We start from the raw sequence: 24703 nt of genomic DNA, 5'->3' as shown, positions 1-24703 counted from the left end.
CATGACGGGCTGGTTTAGGGTATTGCTGGTGGTGCTGCTCTCGGCCTCGGCCTGGGCCAAGGGCGTGGTACTGCCGTTTTCCGGGCCGGGCGGTCAATCCATTGCACATGCTGTAGCCGCAGGGCTGGGGGTAGCGCCGCCCTCGCTGGCCGCCATTGTGTTGCCGCCCTTGCCCTTTAAGGGCAGCTACGACCTGGCCGCAGGTTCGCTGAGCAGCGCCGGGGGGGCGCGGCTGGCCCGTGAGGTAAGCGGGGCCGACTGGCTTCTGGTGGGCGCGGTAGACCGGCAGGGATGGGTGCGGGTGTTTTTGGCTGATGCTGCGGGGCTACAGCAGGGCCGTTTTAGCCGACCCGAGCTGGCTATGTACTGGGCAGCGGGCCGGCTTGGCCTTAAGGCAGGCCGGTGGAAGCTCGAGCCCGAGCGGGAAGAAGACTTTGCCCGGCTGGCCCAGGGCAATCTGGCGGTGCAGAACACCCCTTTGCCCCTGCCCTATTACCGGGCCGCGCTGGCCCTGCGCGAGGATGGGGTGGCCTCGCTCCTGATCAGCGAGCAGCTACCCAGGGAACTACAGGATTTCTGGATCCAGATGCAGCAAAACAAGCTCCCGTTGGCCTACCAGGCCCTGCTGGACTTCTCCGCGCAGCGCCGCAGCGAGGCCCTGCGTGCAGCCCGCAAGCTGGCCGAGGGCAGGGTCTACGAGCGGCTCACGGCCCTGCTGCTGTTCAGGGGCCTGGGAGACCCCCAGTGGGGTGCAGTGGCCCGCAACCTGACCGAGATAGCCCCCGAGCTGCCCCTGGCCTGGGAAGAGCTGAGTTTTGCGGCCTTTGATAAAAACGACGCGGCCCTGGCCAAAAGAGCCCTCGAGCGGGCCCTGGCGCTGCTGCCGGAAAAAAACCTCTACTGGACCAACCTGGGCTGGGCCTACTACCTGCTGGGCGATTATGCCCGCTCACTTGCGGCCTCCCTGCGCTCGCTGAAGCTCGAGGCCAGAAGCCGCGAAGAATACGCCGTACCCGCCTACAACCTGGGGCTGGTGCGGGCCCTTTACGGCGATCACCTGGGCGCCCGTGAGGCCTACAGCCTGGCCTTGCAGGTAGACCAGGGGGAGGAGTTTCAGGCCGCCCTGAAGGACCTGCAGGAAGCCAAAACACCCCGGCTGGAGTTCTGGCAGGGCTACCTGGCCGAGCGGGCCGGCCTGAGCGAACAGGCCCTGGCACACTACCAGCGCTTCTTGCAAAACCACCCTAAAAGCCCCCTGGCACCCTGGGCCCGCCGCGCCGTGCAGCAGCTTGCTACCGCGAGGGTTACGGTTGCGCTGGAGCGCCTGATGTTGCGGGCCGACGACCTCGAGGCCCGCCCCTTTTCGGCAGGCGAAGCAGTTTTTCCCCAGGTTAACCTTCAAGGGTTTCCCTATCTGGCCTCGGGAACCCTGGTCACCCGTTTGCTGGATCAGCGGGGCCAGGTGCTGCAAAGCGCCAGTGAGAATGTCTCGCTGCGTCCCCTAACCACCGGCACTGTACAGACCGGGGCCGCCGTGCAACTGCCCGCCGAGGGCAGCTACATCCTCGAGGTGGCCTACGGCTCGGCCCGCGCCCGCCTCGAGCTCACCGCCGGAAAGCCCAGCCTGAGCCGAAAGCTCTATGCCGCCGGCATCGAGCTACGCGACCTGGGCAACGCCCCGCTGCTGAGCAGCACCCAGATGCTCTCCGAGCAGGGCGAGGCCCTGGTCATCCAGCGGGTTCAGGCGGCCTTGCGTGCAGCGGCCCCCAGGGCCCAGCAGATCCCCAGCCTCAGCCGAAAGCTCACAAGCGGCCCCTACAGCGGCAGCAGCGTCGCCGAGCTGCTAGAAAAAGCCGAAGAAACCCTAATAAGGGCTTTCCTCGAGGCCGCCCTGGAGCGGCCCAACCTCATCGGCGACAACGACGTGGTCAACAGCCTTGCGGCCTGGCTTCTGGGCACACAGCGCTAGGTAGCTGAAAGCCTTAGCAACATGCGGCCCAGAACCTCCTACCCCCAGTCAGTATGCCTGCTGTGGAGCCTCTAATGAGTCCCGAACTGGTCGCTGTTTCGTTTGCCCTACTCTCGGCCATCTCGTGGGGCGCGGGCGACTTTAGCGGGGGTGTGGCTTCCCGCAGGCTCAACCCCTACCTGATTGCCCTGCTGGTTCACGCCACCGGGCTGCTGCTGTTCACCTGGCTGGCGCTGCTGCGCGGGGAGGCCTTTCAAGCCCAGGATGTTCCCTGGAGCGTGGGGGCCGGCCTGGCGGGCTGTGTGGGGCTGGTGTTTTTGTACCGGGCCTTCGAGGCCGGACAGATGGGCCTGGCCGCTCCGATAGCCGGGGTGGTGGGGGCTGGGCTGGCGGCTTTGGTAGGGCTGGCGCTGGAGGGCTTCCCTGCGCCGCTGCAACTGCTGGGCTTTGGGGTGGGCTTGCTGGGCGTCTGGCTGGCGGCCCGCCCACAAGGTGGTTACGGCCCCTCGAGGGGGCTTTCCTACGCCTTTCTGGCGGGCCTGGGTTTTGGGGGTTATTTCGCCCTGATTCACCAGGTAGAGGGCCTGTTCTGGCCCTCGGCCATCGCCAAGCTAACGGCCACCACCCTGATGCTAGGGCTGGTGGGCTGGCTGGGTCTTTTGCGGCGGGAAGCCGGTCTGAGCACCAACCTGGGTCTGGTGGGCCTGGCCGGGCTATTGGACGCGCTTGGCAACGTGCTCTTTCTGGTCGCGGCCCAGGCCGGACGACTGGACGTGGCCGCGGTAATTTCCTCGCTTTACCCGGCTTTTACCGCCCTGCTGGCCTGGGGCCTGCTGCGCGAGCATTTGAGCCGGAGCCAGACCCTGGGGGTGCTGTTTTCGCTGGCGGCCATCGCCCTCATCGCTTCAGGCTGAGGGCGGGCGCATCCCAAAATGAAATCGCGCTGGATTTCATATGAGGGCCCTAAACAGAACGCTTCTGGCAGGGCGCTAGAGTTTCAGGCCGTACTCGTAGCCCCAGGGATGGGTCTGCAAGCGCACAAACCCCATCCGCTGGTAAAAAGCCAGCGCGCCCGCGTTGCGCTGGCCCACCCCCAGGTGTACCCCCGGCACACCCAGCTCGCGCAGGCGGGCCAGGAAAACCTCCATCAGCCTGCGGCCCAGCCCCCGCCCCTGGGCCCTGGGCAACAGGTCGATGTGCAGGTGGGCCGGGTAAGCATCGGCCCAGCGCGAGGGCGCGTAGCCCTTGTGTATGAGTCGAATCATCGCTGCATCTTTGGAAGTATCATCTGCGGTAGGTAACGGGTATTTCTGGCGAAGCGGCGGCAGCCAAAAGGCTTCCATCCATGCGGCGAACTCGAGCGAACTGCGGCAACCCAGCACGTAGCCACACACCCCTTCCGGGTCGGTTAGAAAAAAGAGGGGGTGTGGGGGAGCTATAATCCCCCGGACTTTGAGTCCGTGGGATACATGGACTCCCCCACGTCCGCCGGAGGCGGACATAGCATAGTGGGCGGCGGATGTGTGGTAAAATCCTCTTGGGGGCAGTGTTCCCCGTGTACCTTGAAACTTGGAGTGGGGGGTTCCATCGGGTAGTCCGATGGGTAAAACTCCAAACGAACACCCGTGGCAGAGCCAGAAGCATTGCGCTCGTCTGCCGATACGGAGTCAAGGTTTTTCTGGGCTCGGACGGAGCCTTCGGGAATGGGCGCTGTGCAAACAGTCTCATAATGCCTGAGAAGCCCCGTTCTTCAGAACGGGGAGTCGTCACCACAAAGGTCAGGTCGGGCTCGTGAACCGCATATGGCGCTGCATAGAAGTGGCCCAGCAGCAGGGGATCCTGGTACAGGCCGCTGGCATCGGCCCCGCTATCGCCGGTGCACAAACAAATGTTGTACAGGTCGGGCAGGTCGGCGGGTGCATAGGGGCGGATGGCAAAGCCCATGGTATCCAGTTGGGGCAGGGAAAAAAGCGGCAGTCGGCGGTTTTAGTCCTCTAGTAGCCCCACAAAGCTCTGCGGGTCGGGGTCAATCCGCAGCCGTGCGCCGCGCACAGGTGGCAGGTTTTGCATCAGGGTCTGCAGGCGCGGCGCGGTGCTTTTGAGCAGCAGGTGAAACACGTACTGGCCCCGCAGGCGGGCTACCGGGGCCGGGGCCGGGCCCAGGAGTTCACCCGGCTCGGCGTTGGCCTTGAGGGCCTGGGCCAGCTGGTAGATGGCGTCGCGGGCCACCGGCTCCTTGGGGTGGGCCACCTCGAGCTTCACCATCCGGCTGGCGGGAGGGTAGCCCAGGGCCCGGCGCAGGGCCAGCTCTTTGTCCATAAAGCCCTGGGGGTCGGCGGCCTGGAGCGCTTTGTGGGCCGGGTGGCCTGGCTCAAAGGTCTGCAAAACCAGCAGGGGGCGGCGACGCGGGTGCAGGTCGGCCAGCTGCCACAGGAGGCGATGGTAGCGCTCGGACGCCCGAAAGTCGGACTGAAGCACAAACCCATCGGCATAGGGCAGCAAGACCAGCGCCAGCTCGGGCAGCAGCGGGCCCCGCAATATAGCGGTGGTGCCCACCAGTACCCCCGCTTCGCCCGCCAGCAGGGGCCGCAGGTCGTCTTTGGCATCGGCGGTGTAGCGGTAGCGGGGCAGATGGGGGAGGTGTTGGGCCAGGGCCTCCAGAAGCCACTCCACCCCCGGCCCTTTGGGGTCGAAGACGTCGGACTGGCAGCTTGGGCACAGGTCGGGCGCTTTTTCCTCGTGGCCGCACTGGTGGCACTGCAAGAGGCCCGCCCGCCCGCTTTTGTGGTAGCGCAGCGGCAGGGCACAGTTGGGGCACACGGCCTTCCACTCGCACTGCCTGCAGCGCAGCACCGCGCTGTAACCCCGTCTGGCCGAAAGCACAATGGCCTGACGGTTTTTCTCCTGCACCTGCTGCAGCAGCGCAATAGCGGCACCGGTGAGGGGCCAGCCCCGCTCGCGGTGCGGATCCAGCAGGTGAAGTCGTGGGCTGGGCGGGGGCAGAAGGTAGGCCGGCTCGTCCCAGACCTCCAGGCTATTGACGCTCGAGATGTAGTGAATGGGCACACCCAGCCCCTGCGCCCGCAGCCGGGCCAGGCGGGGCACAAAGGCCCTCGAGCCCCCCGGCAGCTTGTAGGCCTCGGCGGCCTCTTCCACCACCACCAGGCGCTCGAAGTCCAGCGGCAGCAAAAGCCCTTGGTAGGTGGCTAGCACCCATTTCCACGGGCCCGTTTGCTGGCTCGCCTGGGCCCACGCCCGGCGGCGCTCCTCGGCTTTCATCTCGCCATGCAAAACCATGGCCTGGGGGAAAAAGGGCTGGCACTTCTTGAGCAGCGAGACCTCGGGAAAAAGCACCAGGGCGGGCCCGGTCTGCACCAGGCCCAACAGGGCGCGAAGGCGCTCCAGCAGCCGCCCCCCTTGTATCCGCACTGGCACTTGGGGACGATCCCCTTCGGGACGGGCCGGTGCCCGTACACCCGTGGGACGATCCCCTTCGGGACGGGCCGGTGCGCGTACACCCACGGGACGATCCCCTTCGGGACGGGCCGGTAACTGCACACCAGGGGACTCGAGCTCCTCCCGCACCGCTTCGCTGGCCGGTTCTACTTCCACCAGCCCGATGTAGCCCTTCTCCATCAGGCCTTTGACCACCCCCACCCCCACGCCGGCAGCTCGAGCCAGCGCTGCCATGCTCTCCGCCTGCCGCAGGTCGCGCAGGGCATACCAGGCCGCTTTGGCCTTATCGCTCAGGGCCTCCGAAGGTTCGCGCAGCACCACCAGAACCTGGGTCAGGGTACGCCGTTCGGCCACTTCTTCTTGCAAAACCCCGGCCTCGCGCAGGAAATCCAGCAGCTTGGGGTCGAAGCCCTGGGCTTCCTGCCAGCCCTGGGCCAGGGCTTCCAGGCCTTTGGGCAGCAGCGCCGGGTCGGCCTCGGGCAGAAGCCGCACGCGGTGCAGCAGGGGGGGCTCGAGGAAGGGCAGCAGGTCATGCAGCAGGGTACCCACCGTACAAAAGCTATCGCGGGCTGCCACACTCAAAAACTCAATGGTCGAAGGGTTCAACCAGGGCCGCTCGTCGAGGTAGGCCAGGGCTTCGCGCAAAGCAAAGCTCTTGTGCAAACCCTCTTCACGCCCCACCACCACCCCCACCCGCAGCTCACCCCGCCAGGGCACCACCACCCGGTAGCCCAGCACCGCCTCCCGCCCGTCGGCGTGGGGGGGCAGGTACGACATCGGCTCAATGGGTAAGGGCAGGGCAACCTTCAAGACCCACATCCCGCTCAGACTACCCGAAGATGCCCGGGTTGCACCCCGGCCCCTTGGTGCAGCTTAGGCTTTGGGGGTTGCAGAAAGGATCTGCACGGGCCGCCGGGGGCTGCGGTAGAGCAATTCCTGGGTCTGGCGCAGGGCTTCCTCCAGGCTCAGGCCGTTGCAGGCCACCCAGACCACCCGGGCGCTGGCAAAGCGCTGGCTGAGGCGCTCGGTCAGCTCGTGTCCGCTCACCAGCCCGATGTGCAGGCCGCAAAAATGGTGCTCGTCTATGCGGTACAGCCCATCGCCCTGACGCAGCGCCTCCCGCGTAAGCTGGGCCAGCTCCTGCAAAAGCTGGTCATCTGGGCTCGAGGCCGAGAGCAGCCAGTAGGAAAACAAAAGCGGCTGATCGCTGCGGCTGGCCAGGGCCTGGTAGCGCTGGTAGTCGGCCTCGAGCGCCAGGCGGGTGCTCAGGCCGGTCTGGCGATCCTGCAGGGCCACCCTGGATAGCTCCTGCTGGGCCGCCTCGAGCCTGCCGATGGCCCGGAAAACCGCCACCCCCACCAGCCCCCCCAGGGCCCACAGCGGCCAGACCGCCCAGTACGGCCCCGATGCGGGATGGGGCACCAGCGCCACCAACAAAACCAGGCCCCCCAGCATCACCCACAGCCCACCGAACATGCCCAGCACCGTCAGGCCCAGGGTAGCCAGGGTTGCACCGGCATAAAGCACCATCTCCTGGTTCCAACCAGGCACGAGCGCCCCGGGCTGCTGCAAGGCCCAGACCAGCAGCCCCAGGGCCAGCCCCAGGTGGGCGACCGGGGCCCACTGGGGGTAGGGCTGGGCCAGCAAAAAGGCCATGGAGGTGACCACCAGGTAGGCCACCGCCAGCAACTGGGCCGCCTCCGAGCCCGCCCAAAGCTGGCTCAAGGCCAGGGCCACCCCGCCAAACCAGCTGGTATGCCAATACAAGCGCTGAAGCCAGGACCTCACCAATTCGGATGAATGCAGCATGGGGCCATTTTAGGAGGGCCCTTTACTCCCTCGTTGCAAAAAACAAGCGTAAACTCGGGTTCTGGCGTTACGTGCACAGGAACAGGGCTAGCCCGCTTATGCTTTGGCTGTGGCCTGGGCCTTGATTCCATCGGGTGTTTTTATCTACGTGGCGCTGTACGCGGTGGTGCCCATGCTGCCTGGGCTCGAGCGCCTCTTTGGAACCGCCCCCGGCAGCACCCACCTGGGCATCAGCCTGCCCTTTCTGCTGCTGGTGCTGCTCTCGCCCCTGGTGCCGCGCATCCGCCTGCCGGTGGGAACCGTCATTGGCGGTGGGCTTCTGGGCGTGGGCCTGTTCGGCATCCTGGCTGGGCTGGCCCCCAGCCTGGAAATCTGGACACTCTGCCGCACACTGCAAGGGGCCTTTGCGGCTGCGGTTCCGGGGCTTTCGCTGGCCCTGCTACCCAGGCTCTACCCCCGCAAGCACGCCCAGATGGCAGGGTTCTGGGTAGCGGGTAATGTGCTGGGGGGAGGCCTGGGGCGAGGGCTGGGAGGGCTCTTTGCCGAGTGGTTGGGCGAGCGCTGGGCGATCGTCCTGCTGGCCCTTCCGGTGGCGGCAATGGCCCTTTTCGTCCTGCGAGCGCAGGAGCTGCTAACCCTGCCAGCCCCGCGCTATACCCTTTCGGCCTGGCCTTTGTATGCGCTGGGTTTTGCCCTGCTGTTTATCAATTTTTTTGTAGCCAACCTGATGCCCTATCGCCTCGAGGCCCTGGGTTTGTCGCAGGGGCAGATCGGGGGCATCTTCTTCGCCTACCTGGCGGGCATTCCCGGCAGCGCCCTGGCGGGCACGCTGGTCAAAAAATGGGGCACGGTAGTGGCCTTTCGGCTGGCCTTTGGGGTGGTGGCGCTGGGGTTGTTGATTCAAATTCCCAACCAACCGCTCTTCATCCTGGTGGGTTTTGTGGTGATGATGGCGGGCATTTTTACAGCCCAGGCCATCGCCGGAGGGGTTTCGGGGCGGGGCGGCAGCGGGGTCAGCAGCACCTACATCGCAGCTTTTTACCTGGGCGGCACGGTGGCGGGCCTGGTCTACCCGCCCTTCATCGGGCAAAGCCCGCTGTGGGGCCTCGAGCTGGCCCTGGCGCTCTGCCTGCTGAGCATCTTGCTGGCGCCCAAAGCCCTGCGCTGAACCAGGGCGATCCTGCCAGGCAAACCAGCAGAGCGCCGCGCCGCGATATGCTGCTGTCATGAAGCTGGTCTTTCTGTATGGCCCACCCGCTGCCGGCAAGCTCACGGTGGCCCTGGCCCTGGCCCGGCTAACCGGCTATAAAGTGCTGTACAACCACCTCCTAAGCGACCTGGCCCAGGCGGTCTTCGCCGAAGGCACGCCCCCTTTTGCCGAGCTGGTTCGCAAGCTGCGTTTTCAGATTCTGGAGCTGGCCCTGCAGGAAGACCTTTCGCTGATTGCAACCTTTGTGTATGCCGCACCAAAGGACGACGCCCAGGTGCAGGAGATCAAAGCCTTTGTCGAGGCCCGCGGTGGGCAGTGTGTGTTTGTGCAGTTGCGCTGCAAGCCCGAGACGCTGCTGGAGCGGGTCGAAGACGAGTCGCGGCGCCAGTTCAAAAAGCTCAAGAACGTGCAGGTTCTGGAGCGCCTTCTGCAGGAATACGAGCTATTCCTGCCGGTGCCCTTTGCCGACAGCCTGCAAATAGACACCGATGAGCTTGATCCCACCCAGGCCGCCCAGGCCATCGTGGCCTACCTGGAGGGAGCCCCATGAAGCTGCTGTTTTTGTATGGCCCGGCCGCGGTGGGCAAGCTGACCGTGGCCCGGGAACTGACCCGGCTTACCGGCTACCCCATCTTCGACAACCACCTTTCCATAGACTACGCCGCTAAACTCTTCGAGTGGAACTCGCCCAATTACGTAAGGCTCCTCCGTGCGTTGCGGCTATTTACCTTTCGGCAAATGGCCGAGATGGGCCTCGAGGGTCTTATCTTCACCTTCGTCTACACCCCGCCCAGCAGCGACGAATTTATCCGGCAGGTGCTGGAAGTATGCGAACAATCCGGCATCGAGGTGCTGTGGGTGAAGCTCGAGGCCCCGCCCGAAGTGCTTTTGCAGCGGGTGCTTCTCCCCGAGCGCAAAAGCCTGAAGAAGCTCTCGCGCCCCGAGCGGCTTTTGCAGATGCTCGAGCAGGGGGCTTTGCAGGCCATTCCCTTTGGGCCAAGCCTGCGGGTAGACACCAGCTTGGTTTCGCCCCAGGAGGCTGCCAGGACTATTGTGCAGCACTTTGGCCTTCGGGCCCCCAGCTAGCTCAGGTAGGGGTTGCTGGCCCGTTCTTCCGCAATGGTCGTTTTGGGGCCATGCCCTGGATAAACCACCGTTTCGGGCGGCAGCTTGAGCAGTTTTTGTAGCGATACAAACAGGGCCTGGGGGTCGCTGCCCGGCAGGTCGTAGCGGCCAATGCCCCCGCGAAAGAGCACATCCCCGCTTATCAGGTGGCCTGGCCGGTAGAAGCCCACATGCCCCGGCGCATGACCGGGCAAAAACAGCACCTCGAGGCCCAGTCCCAAATCCAGGGTCTGCCCTTCGGCCAGGGGCAGGGTGGGTTCGGGTGGCTGGGGAATGTGGAGCCCCCAGCGGGCTGCACTCTGGGCGGCGCTCTGGTAGAGCGGCAGGTCGGCTGGGTGCAGGTACACCGGCAGACCCAGGGCCTCGACCAGGGGGGCCACCGCCCCCACGTGGTCGAAGTGGGCATGGGTCAGCAGAATCGCCTGCGGTCGCAGGCCCACCCCGCGCACCTCGGCCAAAATGCGCTCGGGTTCATCACCGGGGTCTACAATGGCCCCCCGTCCGTCCTCCCCCACCAGCAGATAGGTGTTTTCCTGCAAAGGGCCCACCGCAAAACCGTATACCTTCATGAGCTATAGCCTACAGGTAATAAACCCAGCGCAATCAGGACCGCTCTACGGGCAGGTCGGACTCGGCTTCCCACTCGAGCATGCTGCCCAGGTAGTTGCGGGCCAGAACACCCTGCTGCCGGAGCAGCCAGAAGGCGCTGGCGCTGCGGGCTCCGCTGCGGCAGTGCACCCCCACCTCCTGACCGGCTTGCAAGCCCAGGGCCCTGGCGTTGTCCAGGCCGAAAGCACCCAGCGGAATGTTTTTGGCGCCGGGAATCCGGGCGGTGGCAAACTCGAGGGGCTCGCGCACGTCCAGCAAAGGGTGAGGAAACGCCAGGATTTCGTCGGCGGTTAGCAGAATATCGCGCCGGAGCTGGGCCCAGGGCTCAGCGGCCACCGGTTCTACCGGGGCCTGGCTGGTGGCCTGGGCCTCCCAGCCCTGGGGCCACAGGTACACCTCGAGGCCACCCAAAGCCAGCATGAAGGCGGTTTTGCTCAGGCGGGTATTGAAGCCCTGGTCGTAGACCACCACCGGACGCTTGGGGCCCGCCCCTATGCGGCCATTCAGGTCGGCCAGGGTTTGCTCTAGCCGCCGGAACTCCTCCTCGCTGCGCAAGCGCCCGCGAAACCCCGAAAGATCCAGGTTAATGGCAGCCTCCAGGTGGCCCTGGGCATACTCGGCAGGGGAGCGGCTATCGATCAGCAAAGCCTGGGCGGGTGGTTCAGCAAAAATAACCATCCCCCCAATTCTACCGGGCCCAGCCCGTGTGCTCGCTGGATCACCCGGTATGCTTTAAGCCATGAACCTGCGGGTGGAGGTTTTTTCCGGTTCCGAGGTGGCCTTGTTTATCCCTGAGCTGGCCCGCCTGCGCATGGCCGTTTTTCGGGAGTGGCCCTACCTGTACGAGGGGAGCCTCGAGTACGAAACGCACTACCTGGCCAAGTTTGTGAACCTCCCCCAAAGCACCCTGGTGTTGGTGTGGGACGGCCAGCGGGTGGTGGGGGCCTCGACCGCCCTGCCGCTCGCCCAGGCCGAGGCCGAGTTCCAGGCACCCTTTGTAGGGGCTGGGCTGAACCCCGCCGAGTGGTACTACTTTGGCGAGTCGGTGCTGGAGCCAGCTTACCGAGGCCAGGGGCTGGGGGTGGCGTTTTTTCGTCTCCGGGAGGCCCGCGCCCTCGAGCTTGGCTACCGCAAGGTTACTTTTTGCGCCGTCGAGCGCCCTGCCCAGCACCCGCTCAAGCCTGCCGACCACAGGCCGCTGGACGCTTTCTGGCAGCACCGGGGGTTTTCCAAGCGGCCCGACCTGGTCTGTACCTTCACCTGGCGCGACCTGGGCCAGCCCCAGGAGACCCCCAAGTCCATGGTTTTTTGGGTTAAGCAGCTCTAATGCAAACCGCATGAATTGGCAACCGTTTCACATTCGGCCTTTTAAATAAAATAGCGTCTGGAACAGAAAAACTTGTTGTGCACAGCCGAGAAACATTTGGATACCCACAAAGTTATCCACAGGTAATACCGGGTTATCCACAGAGTTATCCACAGCCCCCCTGTGCTAATAAATGAGGGAATAATGAGCAAACCCACAAGGCGCTCGAGTCCCATGCGGATGTGTTTCACTTGCATTTATGGGCTGCGCTATAGCATGATGGCCTAAATATGGCACGGACAGATGCTGCTCGCATTGAGCCGAAGCCCTTTTTACGCTTCGTGGCTGGTCTTTTGAACCGTTGCCCCTCCTGGGTGGCCTCGCTCACCCCGGATCAGGGCTACGCCCTGGCCCGTTCGCCCGTCGGTGCGCGCTATTTGTTCCAGGTGCTAACCCACCCTTCCGCCCTGGAAGACGTGCTGGCGGCCCAGAAAACCCACCGCGCCGATGGGGTGGTGCTGGTTTTGCTCGATGAACCCAGCAGCCCCTCGTTTGCTGCCCTAGCCAAAGCCCACGGGGTTCAGCTTTGGACGCTCTCGCAAGTGGATTACCTGGTCATGGCCGCCGACCTCGAGTCCAACGCACCGCTGGCTTACCTGGGCCTCGAGGTCTACCCGCCCAAAAGCACCGTCGCACCCCCGCCCACCCCCGCCTCACAAGCCACCCAGGGCTTTTAGCCCTAACCCAGCGCCCTACTTGCTGCCCGGCTTTGGTATAAGCTGTTGGCATGAGTCAGAAACGTGTTCAGACCGATCACGCACCTCAGGCCATCGGCCCTTACAGCCAAGCCATCGTGGCGGGCAGTATGGTGTTTTGCTCGGGTCAGATTCCCCTGACCCCCTCCGGCGAGCTGGTCGCGGGCGATGTGGAGGCCCAGACCCATCAGGTCATGAAGAACCTGGGGGCCGTGCTCGAGGCCGCCGGTAGCTCCTACCACAAGGTGGTGCAGACCACCTGCTACCTGGCCGACATGAACGATTTCCCGGTGTTCAATAAGGTCTACGCTGAGTACGTGCGCGAGCCCTTCCCCGCCCGGGCTACCGTACAGGTGGCCCGCCTGCCCCGCGATGTAAAAGTCGAGGTGGCCTGCATCGCCCTGGTTTAGCGGGTCTGCTGGGTGTCCGAAGCGCGATAGACTGACACCATGAACCTCTACGAACGTTTTCTGGCCCAGGACATGCGGGCTCTGGCCCGGGCCATTACCCTGGTGGAGTCGGGTTACCCCGAAGGGCAGGCCCTGTTGCGGAAACTGCGTGGGCGTGGCCAGGCCAGGGTGGTGGGCCTGACCGGCAGCCCTGGGGCTGGCAAAAGCACCCTGACCGACCGACTGATCGAAGAGGCCCGCAAGCGGGGCGAGACTGTAGCGGTGCTGGCGGTAGACCCCAGCAGCCCCTTTACCGGGGGGGCCATCCTGGGCGACCGCATCCGCATGATGCGCCACCACCAGGACCAAGGTGTGTATATCCGCTCGCTGGCCAGCCGGGGGGCTCTGGGCGGGCTGGCCGGGGCCACGGTCGCCACCCTGGCGCTATTGGAAGCCTTTGGTTTCGAGCGCATCTTCGTGGAGACGGTGGGGGTGGGGCAGAGTGAGGTGGACATCGCCCGCGTGGCCGACACCACCGTGCTGATCCTGACCCCCGCCGCCGGCGACGCGGTGCAGGCCTTCAAGGCCGGGGTGATGGAGATTGCCGACGTGTTCGTGGTCAACAAGTTCGACCTGCCCGGCGGCGAGCGCATCGTGCAGGAGATCAAAACCACCCTCGAGCTGGCCGCTGCACGTCCGGCAGGCTGGAAGCCACCCGTCCTCACCGCCATCGCCCCCAAGGCCGAGGGCATCTCCGAGCTGTTCGAGGCCCTCGAGGCCCACTACCAGCATCTGGTGCAGCATGGCCTGCTCGAGACCCACCGCCTCGAGCGGGCCCGCTTCGAGGTCGAGAGCGTGATCCAGGAATGGGGCCGCCGCAAGACCCGCGAAGGCCAGGCGCTGATCGCGCGGGTGGCCCAGGGCGAGCTGACCCCCGAGGAAGCCGCCATGCAACTGCTGGGCGGGCCCCTGGGCGTGCTGGGTTAGCCTTAGTTTAGGCCCTCCGAGGCGTGATGCCCCGTGGGGGTCAGTCAATCTCTGGTTGCCGTGCGAATAAAAGCCCCTATTTTTTGAGCCGCCTGGCGCAAAACCGGCTCAGGCTGCACCAGCGCAAAGCGCACATAGCCCACCCCGCCGGGCCCAAAGGCCCGCCCCGGCGAGAGGGCCACGCCGGTCTGGGCCACGAGTTCTTTGGCAAACTGCAGGTCGTCCAGGGGCAGCCCCGGCGGCAGTCTGGCCCACAGGTACATGCCGGCCTGGGGGAACGGAACCGACCAGCCCTCCTGGGCCAGGGCCGCTACCATGGCCTGGCGGCGGGTGGCCCAGACCTCTGCATCGGCCTGTAGACGCGCCTGGGGTATAGCCAGCGCGGCCATGCCCATGCGCTGGATGCCCAGGTACGGGTTGAAGTCGATGGGGGCTTTGAGGGCTTCCAGGCTGGCCATGGCCTCGGGCTGGCCCAGGGCAAAACCCAGCCGAAAACCGGCCAGGTGGTAGCTCTTGGAGAAGCTAAAAAGCTCCACCACCCGCTCCCGCCCCCCCGGCAGGGCCAGCGGCGAGGGGGTGGGTTTTAGGGCCTGGTCGAGGTAGGGGTTGTCGTGGATGAGCAGCAGGTTGTGGCGGGCGCAGAACTCCAGCGCCTCCGCAAAAAAAGCCTCGGAGGCCAGGGCCGCGGTGGGGTTGTTGGGGTAGTTGAGCAGCACCGCCTTAGCCCGCCGGGCCACCTCCTCCGGCACCGCCCCCAGGTCGGGCAGCAGGTGCTCGCCCAGGGGCATCAGGTAGACCTCGAGGCCCGCCACCTTAGCCGCCCCAAAGTAGGAGGGGTAGGCCACCTCGCACATCAGCAGCACCTCGCCGGGGTCGGCCACGGCCATCAGCAGGTGGGCCAGCCCCTCCTGCGAGCCGATCAGGCTCAGGGCCTCGCGCCGGGGGTCGAGCTCTACCCCATAGCGCCGGAAGTACCAGTCGGTGGCGGCCTCCAGAAACGGCAGCGTGCCCGACTTAAGGCAGTAGCCGTAGGTCGAGGGGTCGTCTATGGCCTCTCTGAGGGCCTGCAAAGCCTCGGGGGGCGGGGGCAGATCAGAGGCCCCAATCGAGAGATCCACCACCTCGAGCCCCCGGGCGCGGGCCTCGGCTTTGGCGCGGTCCATCTCCAGGAAAACCCCTCCTCCGGTGGGGGTGCGGCGGGAACGAAACATACGGCTTCTACCATACCGCACAAGCTGGATGCAGCGCAGATCGGAGCAAGAAGCGCCCAAAAGCAAAGATGTTTCGCAGCACTCAATGCCATAACGGCAAAACGAAGTAGGGTAGAAACGTGCAAAAAACGATACGCACTCCCCTACCCTCCGCTACGCCATTGATGCAATGGTTGGTGGTGCTGGCTATTATCGCCACCATCGCGGTCAATGCCCTGGCCAACATCCTGCCCATCGCGGGCCGCCGCACCGGCGAGATTTCCGATGGCTTTCCCAGCTTCTTTACCCCGGCGGGCTACGTGTTTACCATCTGGGGCCTGATTTACCTGGCCCTGCTGGCCTACGCGGTCTACCAGGCCCTGCCCGCCCAGCGCGACAACCCCCGGCTGGCGGCTACCCGCGGGCTTTTTGTGCTGTCTTGTGGGTTCAACGTGGCCTGGCTGCTCTGCTGGCACTACCTGCTGATTCTGCCCAGCATGGCGATGATGCTGGGCCTGCTCACCACCCTGGTGCTCCTGTACGAACGGCTGGGAATAGGAAAAGAGGCCGTTCCGGCTGCCGAAAGCTGGCTGGCTCGAGTTCCCTTTAGCATCTACCTGGGCTGGATTACCGTTGCGACCGTTGCCAACGCAGTTGCCACGCTGCTCGAGCTGGGCTGGAACGGCGGGGGCATCTCTGGGCAGGTTTGGGCTGCCCTGCTGGTGTTGATTGCAGCAGGCATCGGGTTTGTGTTTGCCCAGACCCGGCGCGACATCCCCTTCAACCTGGTGTTGCTGTGGGCCTTTGTGGGCATCTGGGTAGCCCACGCCTCCGAGCCGGTGGTGGTGTATGGGGTAATCGCAGGACTCTTTGTGGTGGTGGCAGGGCTGGTAAGGGCCTTTTTGCGCCGGTAGCTTTTTACATCCAGTTGGCCCTTGCTTGATTTCAGTCCTCTATCGCTCGAGGACGGCATTTCTAGTTGGCAAAATCTCAGACTTAAAATCCGTTGCCCGCAACTTTCAGCCTCTATCGCTCGAGGACGGCATTTCTAGAGCGCCCCCGGTGCGCCGATGCCCCTGAATGCGTAACTTTCAGTCCTCTATCGCTCGAGGACGGCATTTCTAGCTCCTTGACTGGTTTGCAACGCTGCCTCAGCGTATCGCTTTCAGTCCTCTATCGCTCGAGGACGGCATTTCTAGGCGTTGAAGCGCTCAACAAAATCGCCTGGCCGGAGTCTTTCAGTCCTCTATCGCTCGAGGACGGCATTTCTAGACGTGGTGCGAGCCTTCGCCCTGTTGTCAATAATCTCTTTCAGTCCTCTATCGCTCGAGGACGGCATTTCTAGTTTCGCTGTGTCTACGCTGACCCCGTAGCGCTGCTCTTTCAGTCCTCTATCGCTCGAGGACGGCATTTCTAGCAGAGAGGCATTGCCTGTAACGTCCTGCTCGACGTTCCTTTCAGTCCTCTATCGCTCGAGGACGGCATTTCTAGGGTCAAACCAGCGTTTGGCGTCGAGTGCCTCCGTGCCTTTCAGTCCTCTATCGCTCGAGGACGGCATTTCTAGCTAGAAGCTGCGAGCGGCCATAAGGCGAACCAAAGCCTTTCAGTCCTCTATCGCTCGAGGACGGCATTTCTAGGATTTACAAACGCAAGAATCGCATCGCCCGCTTGTTTCTTTCAGTCCTCTATCGCTCGAGGACGGCATTTCTAGCGTCTTCAACAACGTGGTATGGTGGACTCGGCATATCTTTCAGTCCTCTATCGCTCGAGGACGGCATTTCTAGCGAGCCTGACGACACGCGGCTGCCGCTGCTGGTGCCTTTCAGTCCTCTATCGCTCGAGGACGGCATTTCTAGGGCGTTCAAAACGCCATTATTGATGCCTCTGTAATCCATTTATCAAGGTGCTTTTGCGTGCTATCGACGCCGTATTATTTTACAGCCGAATAGACTCCGCAAATCGAATTTTGGACTAGATGGTCTTTGATTTGCGAGTGGAATAGTTGGTTCGGTAAAGCATCAGATGGCTCCGCCAAAGTTGGGTAGGTTGTAAAGCCATCAAGACTGTGCACAATTCTCGTCGGGCACGCTTTCGCAAATTGGTGGGACTTTGGTGGGAAAAAAGGATTTGCGGCTACAAGACATCACCACAGAAATTTCTGAGTTCACACTCAAGACATTTCCCAACCTGAAAGGTAGGGTCTGGACAGCGCTCAGCTTTAATGAACGCGTTGATATCGCGAATTGCTTGTAGGGTTCGTTTGCGCAATTTGGCATCAAACTCGATAACATATGTTTCACGGGTACGGGTACTATGCCAGAAACCCTTGGGGCTTTTGGTTTTGCGGGTAGCCTCCAGTAACAAGCCATACGCACAAACTTGCATGTGATGCCCCAAGTCGGGTTCTCGAGTACTATCCTTGAATTCCACCGGATAGCTCTCCACTCCCACTGTCACCACCAAATCGGCAATGCCCGTTATCTCTAGCAAATCACTGTGTAAATGCACACTAAACTCTCGCTGTCCTTGGTGCAGGCCATAGCGCTGAAGACTCCGCTGTTTCTCGAGGGCCACTTCCACCTCATGAGCCTCGCGCCCGTACTGCATGCGACGGGTCTCACGCCGGTAAACCGGAGTGCAGCGCTCAAAGAATACAACTCGTGGACAGTAGTGATATTGTCGCAACTCAACCGGGGTAATCATGGGTTCACCTTTTTCCATGCGCCTTCAAATTGCGCCTGCTCAAGCTGAATTACTGTTATAGCCCCGCTATGGTCACCCAGGATTTTGCCCAAGCGAATTTCGAGCTCTTCTCGCGCTGCCTTAGTTAACCTGCCGCTATAAGCACTAAACTGAATTCGATCCAGCCCGTAGTCCTTGCAGGCATCGCTGGCCTTGGCACGAATACGGTCGTCGGTGATGTCGTAGAGCACAAGCACCGGCTTACCAGGTTTACGAGGGTCTTGAATTAGCATGTTTTACCAACTCGCCACATAAACGGGATACTCGCCCTCGTCGCGTAGAAACAAAGCCAGGCTGCGGGCCTGGGCCACCATAATGCTTTTGAGGCGAAACCGCTTGCCTTTGTGTGTATCTCGTGCTTCCAACCGGTTAAGCACCGCTTCGGCTAAGCGTTTGCGAGAGGAGGGCTCGAGCTTTCCGTTTTGGATTTCGGGTCGCCAGCCACGGCCAAGGGTTGCGATAATAGCCCGATCCACCACCGCCGCTCGGAAGCCCTCCACGAAGTCAAGCACAAGGCTGGGTTTACCGGGGCGATCGGTGTGCAAAAAGCCCGCAAAGGGCTCGAGGCCCGCTGTAGAAAGAGCACCTGCAGCCTGTGAGTAGAGGATGCCATAGCCGTAGTTGAGGCAGACATTGACCGGGTCAGTTGCACCTCGCCCCAGACGGCCCGAAAAGCCTAGATCCGGGGGCAGCAAGGCAGCTATCGCGCCCCAATACACCACCCCACCACGCCCCTCAACGCTCAGCAGGAAGTCCCGGGCCTCATCCACAGTGGGGGCCTCGACGCCATCGAGTTCGACCTCGAGGGCTTGCAGCAACGGTATGGCTTCCTCAATTACAGCGTAGGCAGCTGGATCGGCTTCACGGCGGTACTTACCGAAGTAACGCAGCAGGTTAACCTGGTTTCTAAGCCGAGCGCGTACAGCGTGTTTGGCCACCTCGAGACCCTTGCGGTTGGTATAAGCCAGCATCTGGGCCCGTCGGGTGGTTACGGTGCCCACCAGGTATGGGCTGGTGATCTTGGCATAGGGATCTCCCAAACCATCTAGTAGGTCAATTTGAACGCCAAACTTGGCGCAGGCCCGGATGGCCTCCATCGAGATACTCACCGCCGTTGTCACCACCGAGAGGGTCTCGAGGTCGCGCAGGGCTACCTCCCGCAGCGGTTGCCCCTCCACACGAAACTGCAACCGCTCCGATTTGAGACCAATAAAGGTGCCCCGCTCTTCGATGATTAGGTTCATGGTTCATCCTTAGTCGTCCAGCCGTCCCCACGAGTCTTCTCGTACCTCAGGAACCTTCCACTCCATCCCGAGTTCTGCACTATATGGTAGGTCGGCGACGAAAAGCTTTAGGGTCTCGCTCCAACACACATGCTCCCGCAGTCCCGCCGTGATCCAGCGCGGGGCATTCACCAGCAGGCTGCTGGCCTCGATGGGGGAAACCTTAAGGGTTTCTTCGTACTCCTGCTGAAAGCATTTGGGCAATACCTGAATGCCGTCAAACAGGTCGTCAAACTTCTGCTCGAGGGTCTCGTCTTGGGCAAAGGCTTTAAGGGTATTGACGGCGACCGCTCTGAACTCCTTGGCGCTGCGCTGCACTTCATCACGGAAAAGACTTAAGAGTGGTTCTTTGTACACCTGGTCCAGCCAGCCTGATATCATCAGGTCGTCCAATTCGGCACCCACATTGGCCTCGAGTTGTTCCAGCCCCCGCTGCACAAGCTCATCGTTGTAGACCCGCTGGCCTTCACGAGGCTGGGTCAAAACGGTGACCGGCACGATGCCGTTTTCACCCTTCTTGCCTCTGCGATTAACCCGTCCGAAGCGCTGTACCAAGGCCTCGAGGGGCGCAGGCTCACTAAAGATGCGGTCAAAGTCTAGGTCTAGCGAAACCTCGATAACCTGGGTCGCCACTACCACAATGGGGTCTTGGGTATCTCGGCTGGCATCGAGGCGGGTCTGGATGACCTGCTCTTTGGCAAGGCGGTCACGCCCGGTAAAGCGGCTGTGCAGCAGCAAGACCTTCTCGGGGGCAAGCTGGGTCTTAAGGGTTTGCCAAACCGCTTGCGCCTTCTTGACCGTGTTGCAAGCGACGAGAACGCTACGTCCCGCCTCTACCTCATCCACGATTCGTTTCTGGGCTTCTGGGCTCTCCATGTCGGCCTCGAGTAGCTCAAGCCGATGCCGCCTGGAAGCCTGGAATAGCTCGGCGTCCGGGGGCAAGGCCTTCACCCCCAAGCATTGCTCAAGTTCCTCCCGTAACCAGGTCGGCATGGTGGCCGTCATGGCACACACCCGCACGTCGAAGTCGCGGCGCAGGGCCTCGGTGAGGGCCAAAAACATCCCCAGTCGGGTCGGCTCGTAGGCGTGGATCTCGTCGAGGACAAGACTTGAGCCAGCCAGCATGGTCAGCAGGCCCTCGTAGCCAGGGAGGCGGTACATGGCCTTGAGCATCTGGTAAGGGGTCAGTACCGCCACAGCGGGCTGGTGCAAGCGGTTGAAGTCGTTCTGACGACGGACGTTTTGGGTAAGCTCCTCCAGGTCTTCAGCGTCTTCTTTTTGCTGCCGGTACAACACCTGTAGCGCGCGGCTATGCAAAATGGCTACACCGTCGGCAGGTTGGAGGTCGCGCTCGAGGCGCTCTTTCATGGCGTTTAGGCTGGCCTGATAAGGCAGCGCATAAATCAACCGCCTTGGGGCTTGAGTCTGCTGTTTGGCTGCCCAGCCCAGTGCAGCCTCGGTCTTGCCGCTACCCGTGGGGGCGCTGAAAATCAGGTTACCCTCACGTTGGGCAGCAATCTGGTGTGCTCTAGGTTGAATCTCTTTTTGCTCTCGAGCCGAGATTTGTGCGGTGATCTGCGCGAGACTTGGCAGCCGCAGAACCGAGGGGGTGGGGGCGTGGGCGCTCGCCATCCGGTCGGACTGGGTGATGATCCCGCGCAGCAGAATGTGCAGGCGGCGCTCGGCCTGGAGTTGCGCGAATTCCGGCTCGTGGGGATAGGGCTCATCCAGTGGATAAACGTTGGCGTAGAGTTTGATACCCGTTTCGAGTGCCTCCGCCGCCTGCTTGGGAAACCGGTTGAGGTCTATCTGAAAGGTTTTCTGCTGCACACCGAGTCGGGCCAGATCATAGCGATCTACCCAGTTGTTGGGAACTTGCTCGAGCCAGTCTTTCAGCCACTCGATGGCTCGAGGCTCGAACTCTTTCAGCAAATCCGCGCCGCTCGAGTCCTGGTACAAGGTTTTGATAACCGCGCTATCGCGGTGGTGGGAGATCACCCCAAGCGCGATCAGGCGAGTCTCGTTCGGCTCGGCGACCCAGGGCAGAAAGGCCAGTGACAGCACCTCATGGCGGTGTGGGTATTTCTGACCACCACCATTGAGCCGTGCCTGAAAACCGCTGGCGGCTTTGCCAAAGTCGTGAATCACCGCCGACCAAAACGCGATGTGCCAGAACTCGGAAAAGCCCGCTATTTGCGGCAGTTGCGGCGAACGGCAAGAAAGAGCTGCCAGACGCTCCACCACGCGCTGGGTGTGCTGTTCAAGGGTCTCGGGCTTTCCCCCCCAACCCAGCTTAGCGCTCTTGGCGAGCAGATCAAAGGGCTGCGCTGGGTTCAAGAGTCTCACTCTCCTCGCCCAACAGGCTGTGCCAGACCAGGATACGCTGCCGTTCGCGGTGAACGGGGCTGGTGGGGTCTACCCAAAGGGCCTCGTCCGTACCGCTGACCATGATTACCTCGCTCAGAGGTTCCTGCTGCCCTGGCTTAGGGTGAAACAGTCGGCTATTAAGCACCACGTACCTGGCCCAGCGTACCTCACGGCGATTGTCAGGGTTGATCCAGCGTGGCATCAGGATGCCCTGACCCACCCGTACCCTAGGGCGGTACGACCACGGCAGTAGGGTGTGCTCGTAGTAGCCGGTATCGCGTTGCTCGAGGTCTATCAGCTCCACGCTGCGATAACTGGCAAGGTCTTGTGAACGACCCAGCAAAACGGGGTAGCGAGGCTCAAGGAAGGCCCTGCGCCAAGCCTCGAGGTCTGGTGTTTGCAAATACAGGGTAAGACGTGGGGAGAAGAACAGCTCGCGTGAGGTGGGGGTCATGCCCGCGACAATGTTGGGTGGATAGGGGTAATCTTTTGCGATCCGTTGGCGCTCGTCCACTGAGATTAGCCAGGTATGCTCATAGTCATCCACGCTGCCCCGATGGGTGAAGACATAGGCGAAGCGGAAGGTATTGGGCTCGGGATACTCCCCTAGCGCACTGGCAACATGTCCATAAATTGTGGCGGGCGGGGGCATGGGCAGCGACGGCTGCCGACCCACCAGGAAGTGGGGGTAACGGAACGAGGTGGTGGTGCCCTCGAGTTCGATCTTGAGGACACGCATGGCCTACTCCAGCCAGTGGTGGTTGGCGGGGTTTTGCACGTCGTTGGCGAGCTGGGTCAGCACCGCCCTGGGGTGGTCGAGTCGAAAGCTCACGCCCAGTTCCTCGAGAGTGGCCTTGAGCCTAGCCCGCTGCTCATCGTGGAAACCCTGTACCCAGCCCACGTACAAATCGCTCAACCGCGAGTCACGCCAGACCTGCAAGGCTTCCTTCAAAGCTTCAACGTGAACTTTCGGACGGCCCTTCTCGTCGGCCCCAACCACGTAGTGCAGCGGGTTATTGCCGCCTTTGAACACCGCCGCGATCAGGACGGCAGGCGTCACATCGGTGTAGTGGATGGCTTGCTTAGCACCACCCTCGAGGTGTGCTAGGCCCTTGAGGAGGGCTGCGATACGCTTTGCGCGTTCTTCTATTGGCAGGCGGAATTCTTTGTTCGCTTCGTCGTGTTCCAGCCCCTTATCTTTAGCGGCCTGAATACGCACTTCGTCGAGGTTGCGTGAGCCGCTTTGATCGCGGTAGCTAAAGGTGCCTGCCCGGTTCAAATCCAGTGAAAAAAGACCCTTAAGCGTGGCACGATAAAACTGGTGGACATGCGGCACAGGGTCACCTTCGTGGCGGCTCATGGTGCCAAAATCCTTGACGATGCTCACAGGGGCAATGGAGACCAAAGTGCTCATGCGAAAAGGCGATGTGCGGGTGATGCTGGTCTTGGTTTCTGTCTCACCTTCACGCGAAGCATCCCCAGCTTTGGTTTCTCTGGCGCTGGTTTTTTTGGACTCGGCCCGCATATAGCCAAAAAGATCATCGTCCCAATACTCAAGCGGATTGGCATCGGTATAAGCCACCTTATTCTCTCGAAAAACAGGGGCCGTATGGGCAGCCCAGTCCTCTTGCTGCTCGAGGGAGCTGCGCAGCCAAAACCTAAAAGACTGCGCCGAGACATAGGGCAAGGCTCCATCTTTGGTACGAATCAGCTTCACACCCACTTCGTTGTCGTAGTCAGCATCGTAGGCACGGTTGGCGTTGTTGAGGGCCGAGGCAGGTGCATCCAGCATCAAAATTCCAGCGATAAAGGCCATGTTTATTCCTCCTCCTCTTCTTTTGGTAGGTCTTCGAGCACTTCCTTGTTGTTATCAAACCACTGCTTGTCAAACAGAGTCTCGATAACTCGAATCCGGGTCAAATCCCAGGCTAAGCCGAAATCGGCTCGAGCCAGCTCATCACCCTCCTCAAAAATCTCCAAAAATTCATCGAACCTTACCGCTGGCTCAAGGCCCTCCCTAAGCCGTCGCATCCCCATCTGAATCAAGAGCTGCCGAACCTCAAAGGGTTTTCGGGCAGTATAAATGCGTCGAAACAACCGACGGTCGTTATCATCCTTGACCGCATCTGCTAGACGGTCGGCAAGGGTTCGAATGGCTTGAATGCGGTTCTGCTCCATTCCTAAAACCTCCCTTAGAAACAACTCGAGCAAATCCCACAAAGCTGCAGGGTGTGGGGTGGATACGGTATGCGCTGCTGCGTTTTCACCTTTTGATTGCTTGACTCGCTTTTTTCCTTCAACAGGCTTCGCACCCTTGAGTTGGGAAACAATGGGCCTCAGAAAAAAACGTCGAACGAACTTTGCAGAGCCTTGGGGTAAGTCGAATATCGCCTCATAGACATCATTGCGCCTCGCATACTGAGCATCCTTATCTTTACCATCGGCCTCGCGCCAAGCGCTTGAGACCAAACGGTTCCAGGCCTCGCGGTACTTAATACCTTGAGCTTTCCGCACGAAGCTCAGGGCGGGCAGCTCGAGGGTGTAGATGGTTAGCTCTGGCCCCTGACCGCTGTTGCTGGCGTGGTAGATGATAGCACTGCCGGTGTACTCAAGGTCGGAGTCTTTGCTACGATTGTGAAGCTCTTCAATATTTATTAGCTGTTCAATTAACCGTGAACGAGGCCCACTCCAGCCTGAGCATTTTTTCCCAGAAGCCTCCGAAAGTTGCACCCGTTTGCGAATCTCTGGCTGCCACTGCCTCACTAAGAGCATCAATAGCTTAGGGTCATCGGCGGCCACCACCATCAGCCGCCCACCCACCAGCGGGCAGGCTACGGAGAGCCCTTGCAGTGCGGTTATTCCCAGTCCACTGATAGGCAGTTGAGGTTGTCCGTCTGGGAAGAAGTTCGAGGGTTCGCGCCCCGTGAGCATCGGCACGAAATCGCGGGCGACCAATTGCTGGGCTGGGCGTTGGAAGTAGCTGCAGTTAAGCGCCCCGAGGGTGGTCGGGTTCTTGAAGCTTTCGAGGATGCTCTTGGCGACCTGGCGTTTCTTGCTTGCCTCGAAACTGGGGTTGATGAAATTGCTGGTGAAAGCAACCGCGATCCAGCCCGTCATCTCCTTGGTAAAGTAGGCCTTCTCGGCCCACTCGACAAAGCGCTCGAGGTCAGCCCCCGTCACCTCTTCGGGGTTGCGTTTCTGTGCGAACACGGTCAGACCCGCCACGCCCATGTCTATCAGCGGGTGACCCGTCCAGCACAGCCCAGCAGATGCGTCTCTCTCGTAGCTCATGCTCTCCCCCCAATCCGATACCTTCCTGCCCCAAAGTGTGCCCACTTACCCACCCCCACCAGTTCCCCAAAACGTAGCAGGGTGGAAAATGTCCGTAAATCACCGCGGTAGGTTACATGTCCTATCAGCCCATTCATAATTACAGGCTGCTTACCTTTTCCCCACATTCCGCACCCCCCTTCACTCCAGCAGGTAATATCGCTCCACCCCCAGCA

At 62.0% G+C, this 24703-nt stretch carries 24 protein-coding genes and 1 CRISPR repeat array; of the genes, 10 read left to right on the top strand and 14 right to left on the bottom strand.

Annotation, left to right across the window (positions count from 1 at the left end):
* The first annotated feature begins 1 nt into the window (after nt 1).
* Both ABWU19_RS08110 and ABWU19_RS08105 read left to right on the top strand, forming a co-directional pair.
* The gene (locus ABWU19_RS08110) at nt 2-1969 is read left to right on the top strand and encodes a hypothetical protein (protein WP_435901203.1); all 1968 of its coding nucleotides are present in this window, start codon (nt 2-4) and stop codon (nt 1967-1969) included.
* Between the two features lie 74 nt (nt 1970-2043).
* Nucleotides 2044-2883, top strand: coding sequence for an EamA family transporter (locus ABWU19_RS08105; RefSeq protein ID WP_435901202.1), 840 nt, complete (start codon nt 2044-2046; stop codon nt 2881-2883).
* 75 nt (nt 2884-2958) lie between these two features.
* On the opposite strand, the gene ABWU19_RS08100 is transcribed toward ABWU19_RS08105, so the two are convergent.
* The 3 genes from ABWU19_RS08100 to ABWU19_RS08090 all read right to left on the bottom strand — a co-directional run bounded on the left by ABWU19_RS08100 (nt 2959) and on the right by ABWU19_RS08090 (nt 7234).
* The gene (locus tag ABWU19_RS08100) at nt 2959-3234 is read right to left on the bottom strand and encodes a GNAT family N-acetyltransferase (protein WP_435901201.1); all 276 of its coding nucleotides are present in this window, start codon (nt 3232-3234) and stop codon (nt 2959-2961) included.
* 721 nt (nt 3235-3955) lie between these two features.
* The gene (locus ABWU19_RS08095; protein WP_435901200.1) at nt 3956-6244 is read right to left on the bottom strand and encodes a primosomal protein N'; all 2289 of its coding nucleotides are present in this window, start codon (nt 6242-6244) and stop codon (nt 3956-3958) included.
* Nucleotides 6245-6298: 54 nt separating this feature from the next.
* Nucleotides 6299-7234 carry a GGDEF domain-containing protein gene (locus ABWU19_RS08090; protein ID WP_435901199.1) on the bottom strand — a complete coding sequence of 312 codons (936 nt, stop codon included), beginning with the start codon at nt 7232-7234 and terminating at the stop codon, nt 6299-6301.
* A 109-nt stretch (nt 7235-7343) separates the two neighbouring features.
* On the opposite strand from ABWU19_RS08090, the gene ABWU19_RS08085 reads away from it, so the two are divergent.
* The 3 genes from ABWU19_RS08085 to ABWU19_RS08075 are packed head-to-tail and all read left to right on the top strand — an operon-like array spanning nt 7344 to nt 9530.
* A complete protein-coding gene (locus ABWU19_RS08085; RefSeq protein WP_435901198.1) occupies nt 7344-8402 on the top strand; it encodes an MFS transporter in 1059 nt (352 codons plus the stop codon).
* A 58-nt stretch (nt 8403-8460) separates the two neighbouring features.
* The gene (locus ABWU19_RS08080) at nt 8461-8994 is read left to right on the top strand and encodes an AAA family ATPase (RefSeq protein WP_435901197.1); all 534 of its coding nucleotides are present in this window, start codon (nt 8461-8463) and stop codon (nt 8992-8994) included.
* Complete coding sequence (locus tag ABWU19_RS08075) at nt 8991-9530, top strand: AAA family ATPase (protein ID WP_435901196.1); 540 nt, start codon at nt 8991-8993, stop codon at nt 9528-9530. Before ABWU19_RS08080 ends, ABWU19_RS08075 begins: the two co-directional genes overlap by 4 nt.
* Here the strand turns inward: ABWU19_RS08075 and ABWU19_RS08070 are convergent.
* Nucleotides 9527-10138, bottom strand: a complete 612-nt coding sequence (locus ABWU19_RS08070) for an MBL fold metallo-hydrolase (RefSeq protein ID WP_435901195.1) — start codon at nt 10136-10138, stop codon at nt 9527-9529. The genes ABWU19_RS08075 and ABWU19_RS08070 overlap by 4 nt on opposite strands.
* Nucleotides 10139-10172: 34 nt before the next feature.
* Nucleotides 10173-10856 carry a sulfurtransferase gene (locus ABWU19_RS08065; RefSeq protein ID WP_435901194.1) on the bottom strand — a complete coding sequence of 228 codons (684 nt, stop codon included), beginning with the start codon at nt 10854-10856 and terminating at the stop codon, nt 10173-10175.
* A 61-nt stretch (nt 10857-10917) separates the two neighbouring features.
* Between ABWU19_RS08065 and ABWU19_RS08060 the strand changes: the two genes are divergently transcribed.
* From ABWU19_RS08060 to meaB, 4 genes are all read left to right on the top strand, one after another.
* Nucleotides 10918-11505 (top strand): GNAT family N-acetyltransferase, encoded by a 588-nt coding sequence (locus ABWU19_RS08060; protein ID WP_435901193.1) that lies wholly within the window; start codon nt 10918-10920, stop codon nt 11503-11505.
* A 269-nt stretch (nt 11506-11774) separates the two neighbouring features.
* The gene (locus ABWU19_RS08055) at nt 11775-12221 is read left to right on the top strand and encodes a hypothetical protein (RefSeq protein WP_435901192.1); all 447 of its coding nucleotides are present in this window, start codon (nt 11775-11777) and stop codon (nt 12219-12221) included.
* Nucleotides 12222-12271: 50 nt separating this feature from the next.
* On the top strand, nt 12272-12649 hold the full coding sequence (locus ABWU19_RS08050) for a RidA family protein (RefSeq protein WP_435901191.1): 378 nt from the start codon (nt 12272-12274) through the stop codon (nt 12647-12649).
* A 39-nt stretch (nt 12650-12688) separates the two neighbouring features.
* Nucleotides 12689-13615, top strand: a complete 927-nt coding sequence (meaB, locus tag ABWU19_RS08045) for a methylmalonyl Co-A mutase-associated GTPase MeaB (RefSeq protein ID WP_435901190.1) — start codon at nt 12689-12691, stop codon at nt 13613-13615.
* A 44-nt stretch (nt 13616-13659) separates the two neighbouring features.
* On the opposite strand, the gene ABWU19_RS08040 is transcribed toward meaB, so the two are convergent.
* Nucleotides 13660-14826 (bottom strand): aminotransferase class I/II-fold pyridoxal phosphate-dependent enzyme, encoded by a 1167-nt coding sequence (locus ABWU19_RS08040; RefSeq protein WP_435901189.1) that lies wholly within the window; start codon nt 14824-14826, stop codon nt 13660-13662.
* A 164-nt stretch (nt 14827-14990) separates the two neighbouring features.
* On the opposite strand from ABWU19_RS08040, the gene ABWU19_RS08035 reads away from it, so the two are divergent.
* On the top strand, nt 14991-15719 hold the full coding sequence (locus ABWU19_RS08035) for a tryptophan-rich sensory protein (RefSeq protein WP_435901188.1): 729 nt from the start codon (nt 14991-14993) through the stop codon (nt 15717-15719).
* A 28-nt stretch (nt 15720-15747) separates the two neighbouring features.
* A CRISPR array of direct repeats spans nt 15748-16661; the repeat unit is 37 nt; unit sequence CTTTCAGTCCTCTATCGCTCGAGGACGGCATTTCTAG.
* Between the two features lie 277 nt (nt 16662-16938).
* Here the strand turns inward: ABWU19_RS08035 and cas4 are convergent.
* From cas4 to cas6, 8 genes are read right to left on the bottom strand one after another with little or no spacing between them, the layout of a single operon-like run.
* Entirely contained in the window at nt 16939-17526 is a 588-nt protein-coding gene (cas4, locus tag ABWU19_RS08030) for a CRISPR-associated protein Cas4 (RefSeq protein ID WP_435901187.1), read from the bottom strand.
* The gene (gene cas2 / locus ABWU19_RS08025) at nt 17505-17780 is read right to left on the bottom strand and encodes a CRISPR-associated endonuclease Cas2 (protein WP_435901186.1); all 276 of its coding nucleotides are present in this window, start codon (nt 17778-17780) and stop codon (nt 17505-17507) included. The genes cas4 and cas2 overlap by 22 nt, the downstream gene beginning before the upstream one ends.
* Nucleotides 17781-17783: 3 nt before the next feature.
* Entirely contained in the window at nt 17784-18791 is a 1008-nt protein-coding gene (cas1, locus tag ABWU19_RS08020) for a CRISPR-associated endonuclease Cas1 (RefSeq protein ID WP_435901185.1), read from the bottom strand.
* Nucleotides 18792-18800: 9 nt separating this feature from the next.
* The gene (gene cas3 / locus ABWU19_RS08015; RefSeq protein WP_435901184.1) at nt 18801-21167 is read right to left on the bottom strand and encodes a CRISPR-associated helicase Cas3'; all 2367 of its coding nucleotides are present in this window, start codon (nt 21165-21167) and stop codon (nt 18801-18803) included.
* Entirely contained in the window at nt 21145-21936 is a 792-nt protein-coding gene (gene cas5b / locus ABWU19_RS08010; protein ID WP_435901183.1) for a type I-B CRISPR-associated protein Cas5b, read from the bottom strand. The genes cas3 and cas5b overlap by 23 nt, the downstream gene beginning before the upstream one ends.
* A 3-nt stretch (nt 21937-21939) precedes the next feature.
* Nucleotides 21940-23013 (bottom strand): type I-B CRISPR-associated protein Cas7/Cst2/DevR, encoded by a 1074-nt coding sequence (gene cas7i / locus ABWU19_RS08005; protein ID WP_435901182.1) that lies wholly within the window; start codon nt 23011-23013, stop codon nt 21940-21942.
* A 2-nt stretch (nt 23014-23015) separates the two neighbouring features.
* Nucleotides 23016-24488: a type I-B CRISPR-associated protein Cas8b1/Cst1 gene (gene cas8a1, locus ABWU19_RS08000; RefSeq protein WP_435901181.1), complete on the bottom strand. Its 1473-nt coding sequence runs from the start codon at nt 24486-24488 to the stop codon at nt 23016-23018.
* Nucleotides 24485-24625 (bottom strand): CRISPR system precrRNA processing endoribonuclease RAMP protein Cas6, encoded by a 141-nt coding sequence (gene cas6, locus ABWU19_RS07995; protein WP_435901180.1) that lies wholly within the window; start codon nt 24623-24625, stop codon nt 24485-24487. The genes cas8a1 and cas6 overlap by 4 nt, the downstream gene beginning before the upstream one ends.
* Nucleotides 24626-24703: the final 78 nt, after the last annotated feature.

Origin of the sequence: Meiothermus cerbereus (assembly GCF_051297115.1) — a bacterium.
In the GTDB taxonomy this organism is placed as follows: Bacteria; Deinococcota; Deinococci; order Deinococcales; family Thermaceae; genus Meiothermus; species Meiothermus cerbereus_A.
This window is presented reverse-complemented; position numbering and strand designations above follow the sequence as displayed.

Bases quoted from the DNA above. Each gene is read 5' to 3' on its own strand.
- ABWU19_RS08090 (WP_435901199.1), bottom strand. From the start codon at position 7,234: ATGCTGCATTCATCCGAATTGGTGAGGTCCTGGCTTCAGCGCTTGTAT.
- cas6 (WP_435901180.1), bottom strand. From the start codon at position 24,625: ATGAATGGGCTGATAGGACATGTAACCTACCGCGGTGATTTACGGACA.
- ABWU19_RS08060 (WP_435901193.1), top strand. From the start codon at position 10,918: ATGAACCTGCGGGTGGAGGTTTTTTCCGGTTCCGAGGTGGCCTTGTTT.
- ABWU19_RS08050 (WP_435901191.1), top strand. From the start codon at position 12,272: ATGAGTCAGAAACGTGTTCAGACCGATCACGCACCTCAGGCCATCGGC.
- ABWU19_RS08110 (WP_435901203.1), top strand. From the start codon at position 2: ATGACGGGCTGGTTTAGGGTATTGCTGGTGGTGCTGCTCTCGGCCTCG.
- cas2 (WP_435901186.1), bottom strand. From the start codon at position 17,780: ATGCTAATTCAAGACCCTCGTAAACCTGGTAAGCCGGTGCTTGTGCTC.
- cas7i (WP_435901182.1), bottom strand. From the start codon at position 23,013: ATGGCCTTTATCGCTGGAATTTTGATGCTGGATGCACCTGCCTCGGCC.
- ABWU19_RS08100 (WP_435901201.1), bottom strand. From the start codon at position 3,234: ATGATTCGACTCATACACAAGGGCTACGCGCCCTCGCGCTGGGCCGAT.
- ABWU19_RS08080 (WP_435901197.1), top strand. From the start codon at position 8,461: ATGAAGCTGGTCTTTCTGTATGGCCCACCCGCTGCCGGCAAGCTCACG.
- cas1 (WP_435901185.1), bottom strand. From the start codon at position 18,791: ATGAACCTAATCATCGAAGAGCGGGGCACCTTTATTGGTCTCAAATCG.
- ABWU19_RS08095 (WP_435901200.1), bottom strand. From the start codon at position 6,244: ATGTGGGTCTTGAAGGTTGCCCTGCCCTTACCCATTGAGCCGATGTCG.
- ABWU19_RS08065 (WP_435901194.1), bottom strand. From the start codon at position 10,856: ATGGTTATTTTTGCTGAACCACCCGCCCAGGCTTTGCTGATCGATAGC.
- ABWU19_RS08105 (WP_435901202.1), top strand. From the start codon at position 2,044: ATGAGTCCCGAACTGGTCGCTGTTTCGTTTGCCCTACTCTCGGCCATC.
- meaB (WP_435901190.1), top strand. From the start codon at position 12,689: ATGAACCTCTACGAACGTTTTCTGGCCCAGGACATGCGGGCTCTGGCC.
- ABWU19_RS08070 (WP_435901195.1), bottom strand. From the start codon at position 10,138: ATGAAGGTATACGGTTTTGCGGTGGGCCCTTTGCAGGAAAACACCTAT.
- cas5b (WP_435901183.1), bottom strand. From the start codon at position 21,936: ATGCGTGTCCTCAAGATCGAACTCGAGGGCACCACCACCTCGTTCCGT.
- ABWU19_RS08055 (WP_435901192.1), top strand. From the start codon at position 11,775: ATGGCACGGACAGATGCTGCTCGCATTGAGCCGAAGCCCTTTTTACGC.
- ABWU19_RS08035 (WP_435901188.1), top strand. From the start codon at position 14,991: ATGCAATGGTTGGTGGTGCTGGCTATTATCGCCACCATCGCGGTCAAT.
- cas4 (WP_435901187.1), bottom strand. From the start codon at position 17,526: ATGGAAAAAGGTGAACCCATGATTACCCCGGTTGAGTTGCGACAATAT.
- cas8a1 (WP_435901181.1), bottom strand. From the start codon at position 24,488: ATGAGCTACGAGAGAGACGCATCTGCTGGGCTGTGCTGGACGGGTCAC.
- ABWU19_RS08075 (WP_435901196.1), top strand. From the start codon at position 8,991: ATGAAGCTGCTGTTTTTGTATGGCCCGGCCGCGGTGGGCAAGCTGACC.
- ABWU19_RS08040 (WP_435901189.1), bottom strand. From the start codon at position 14,826: ATGTTTCGTTCCCGCCGCACCCCCACCGGAGGAGGGGTTTTCCTGGAG.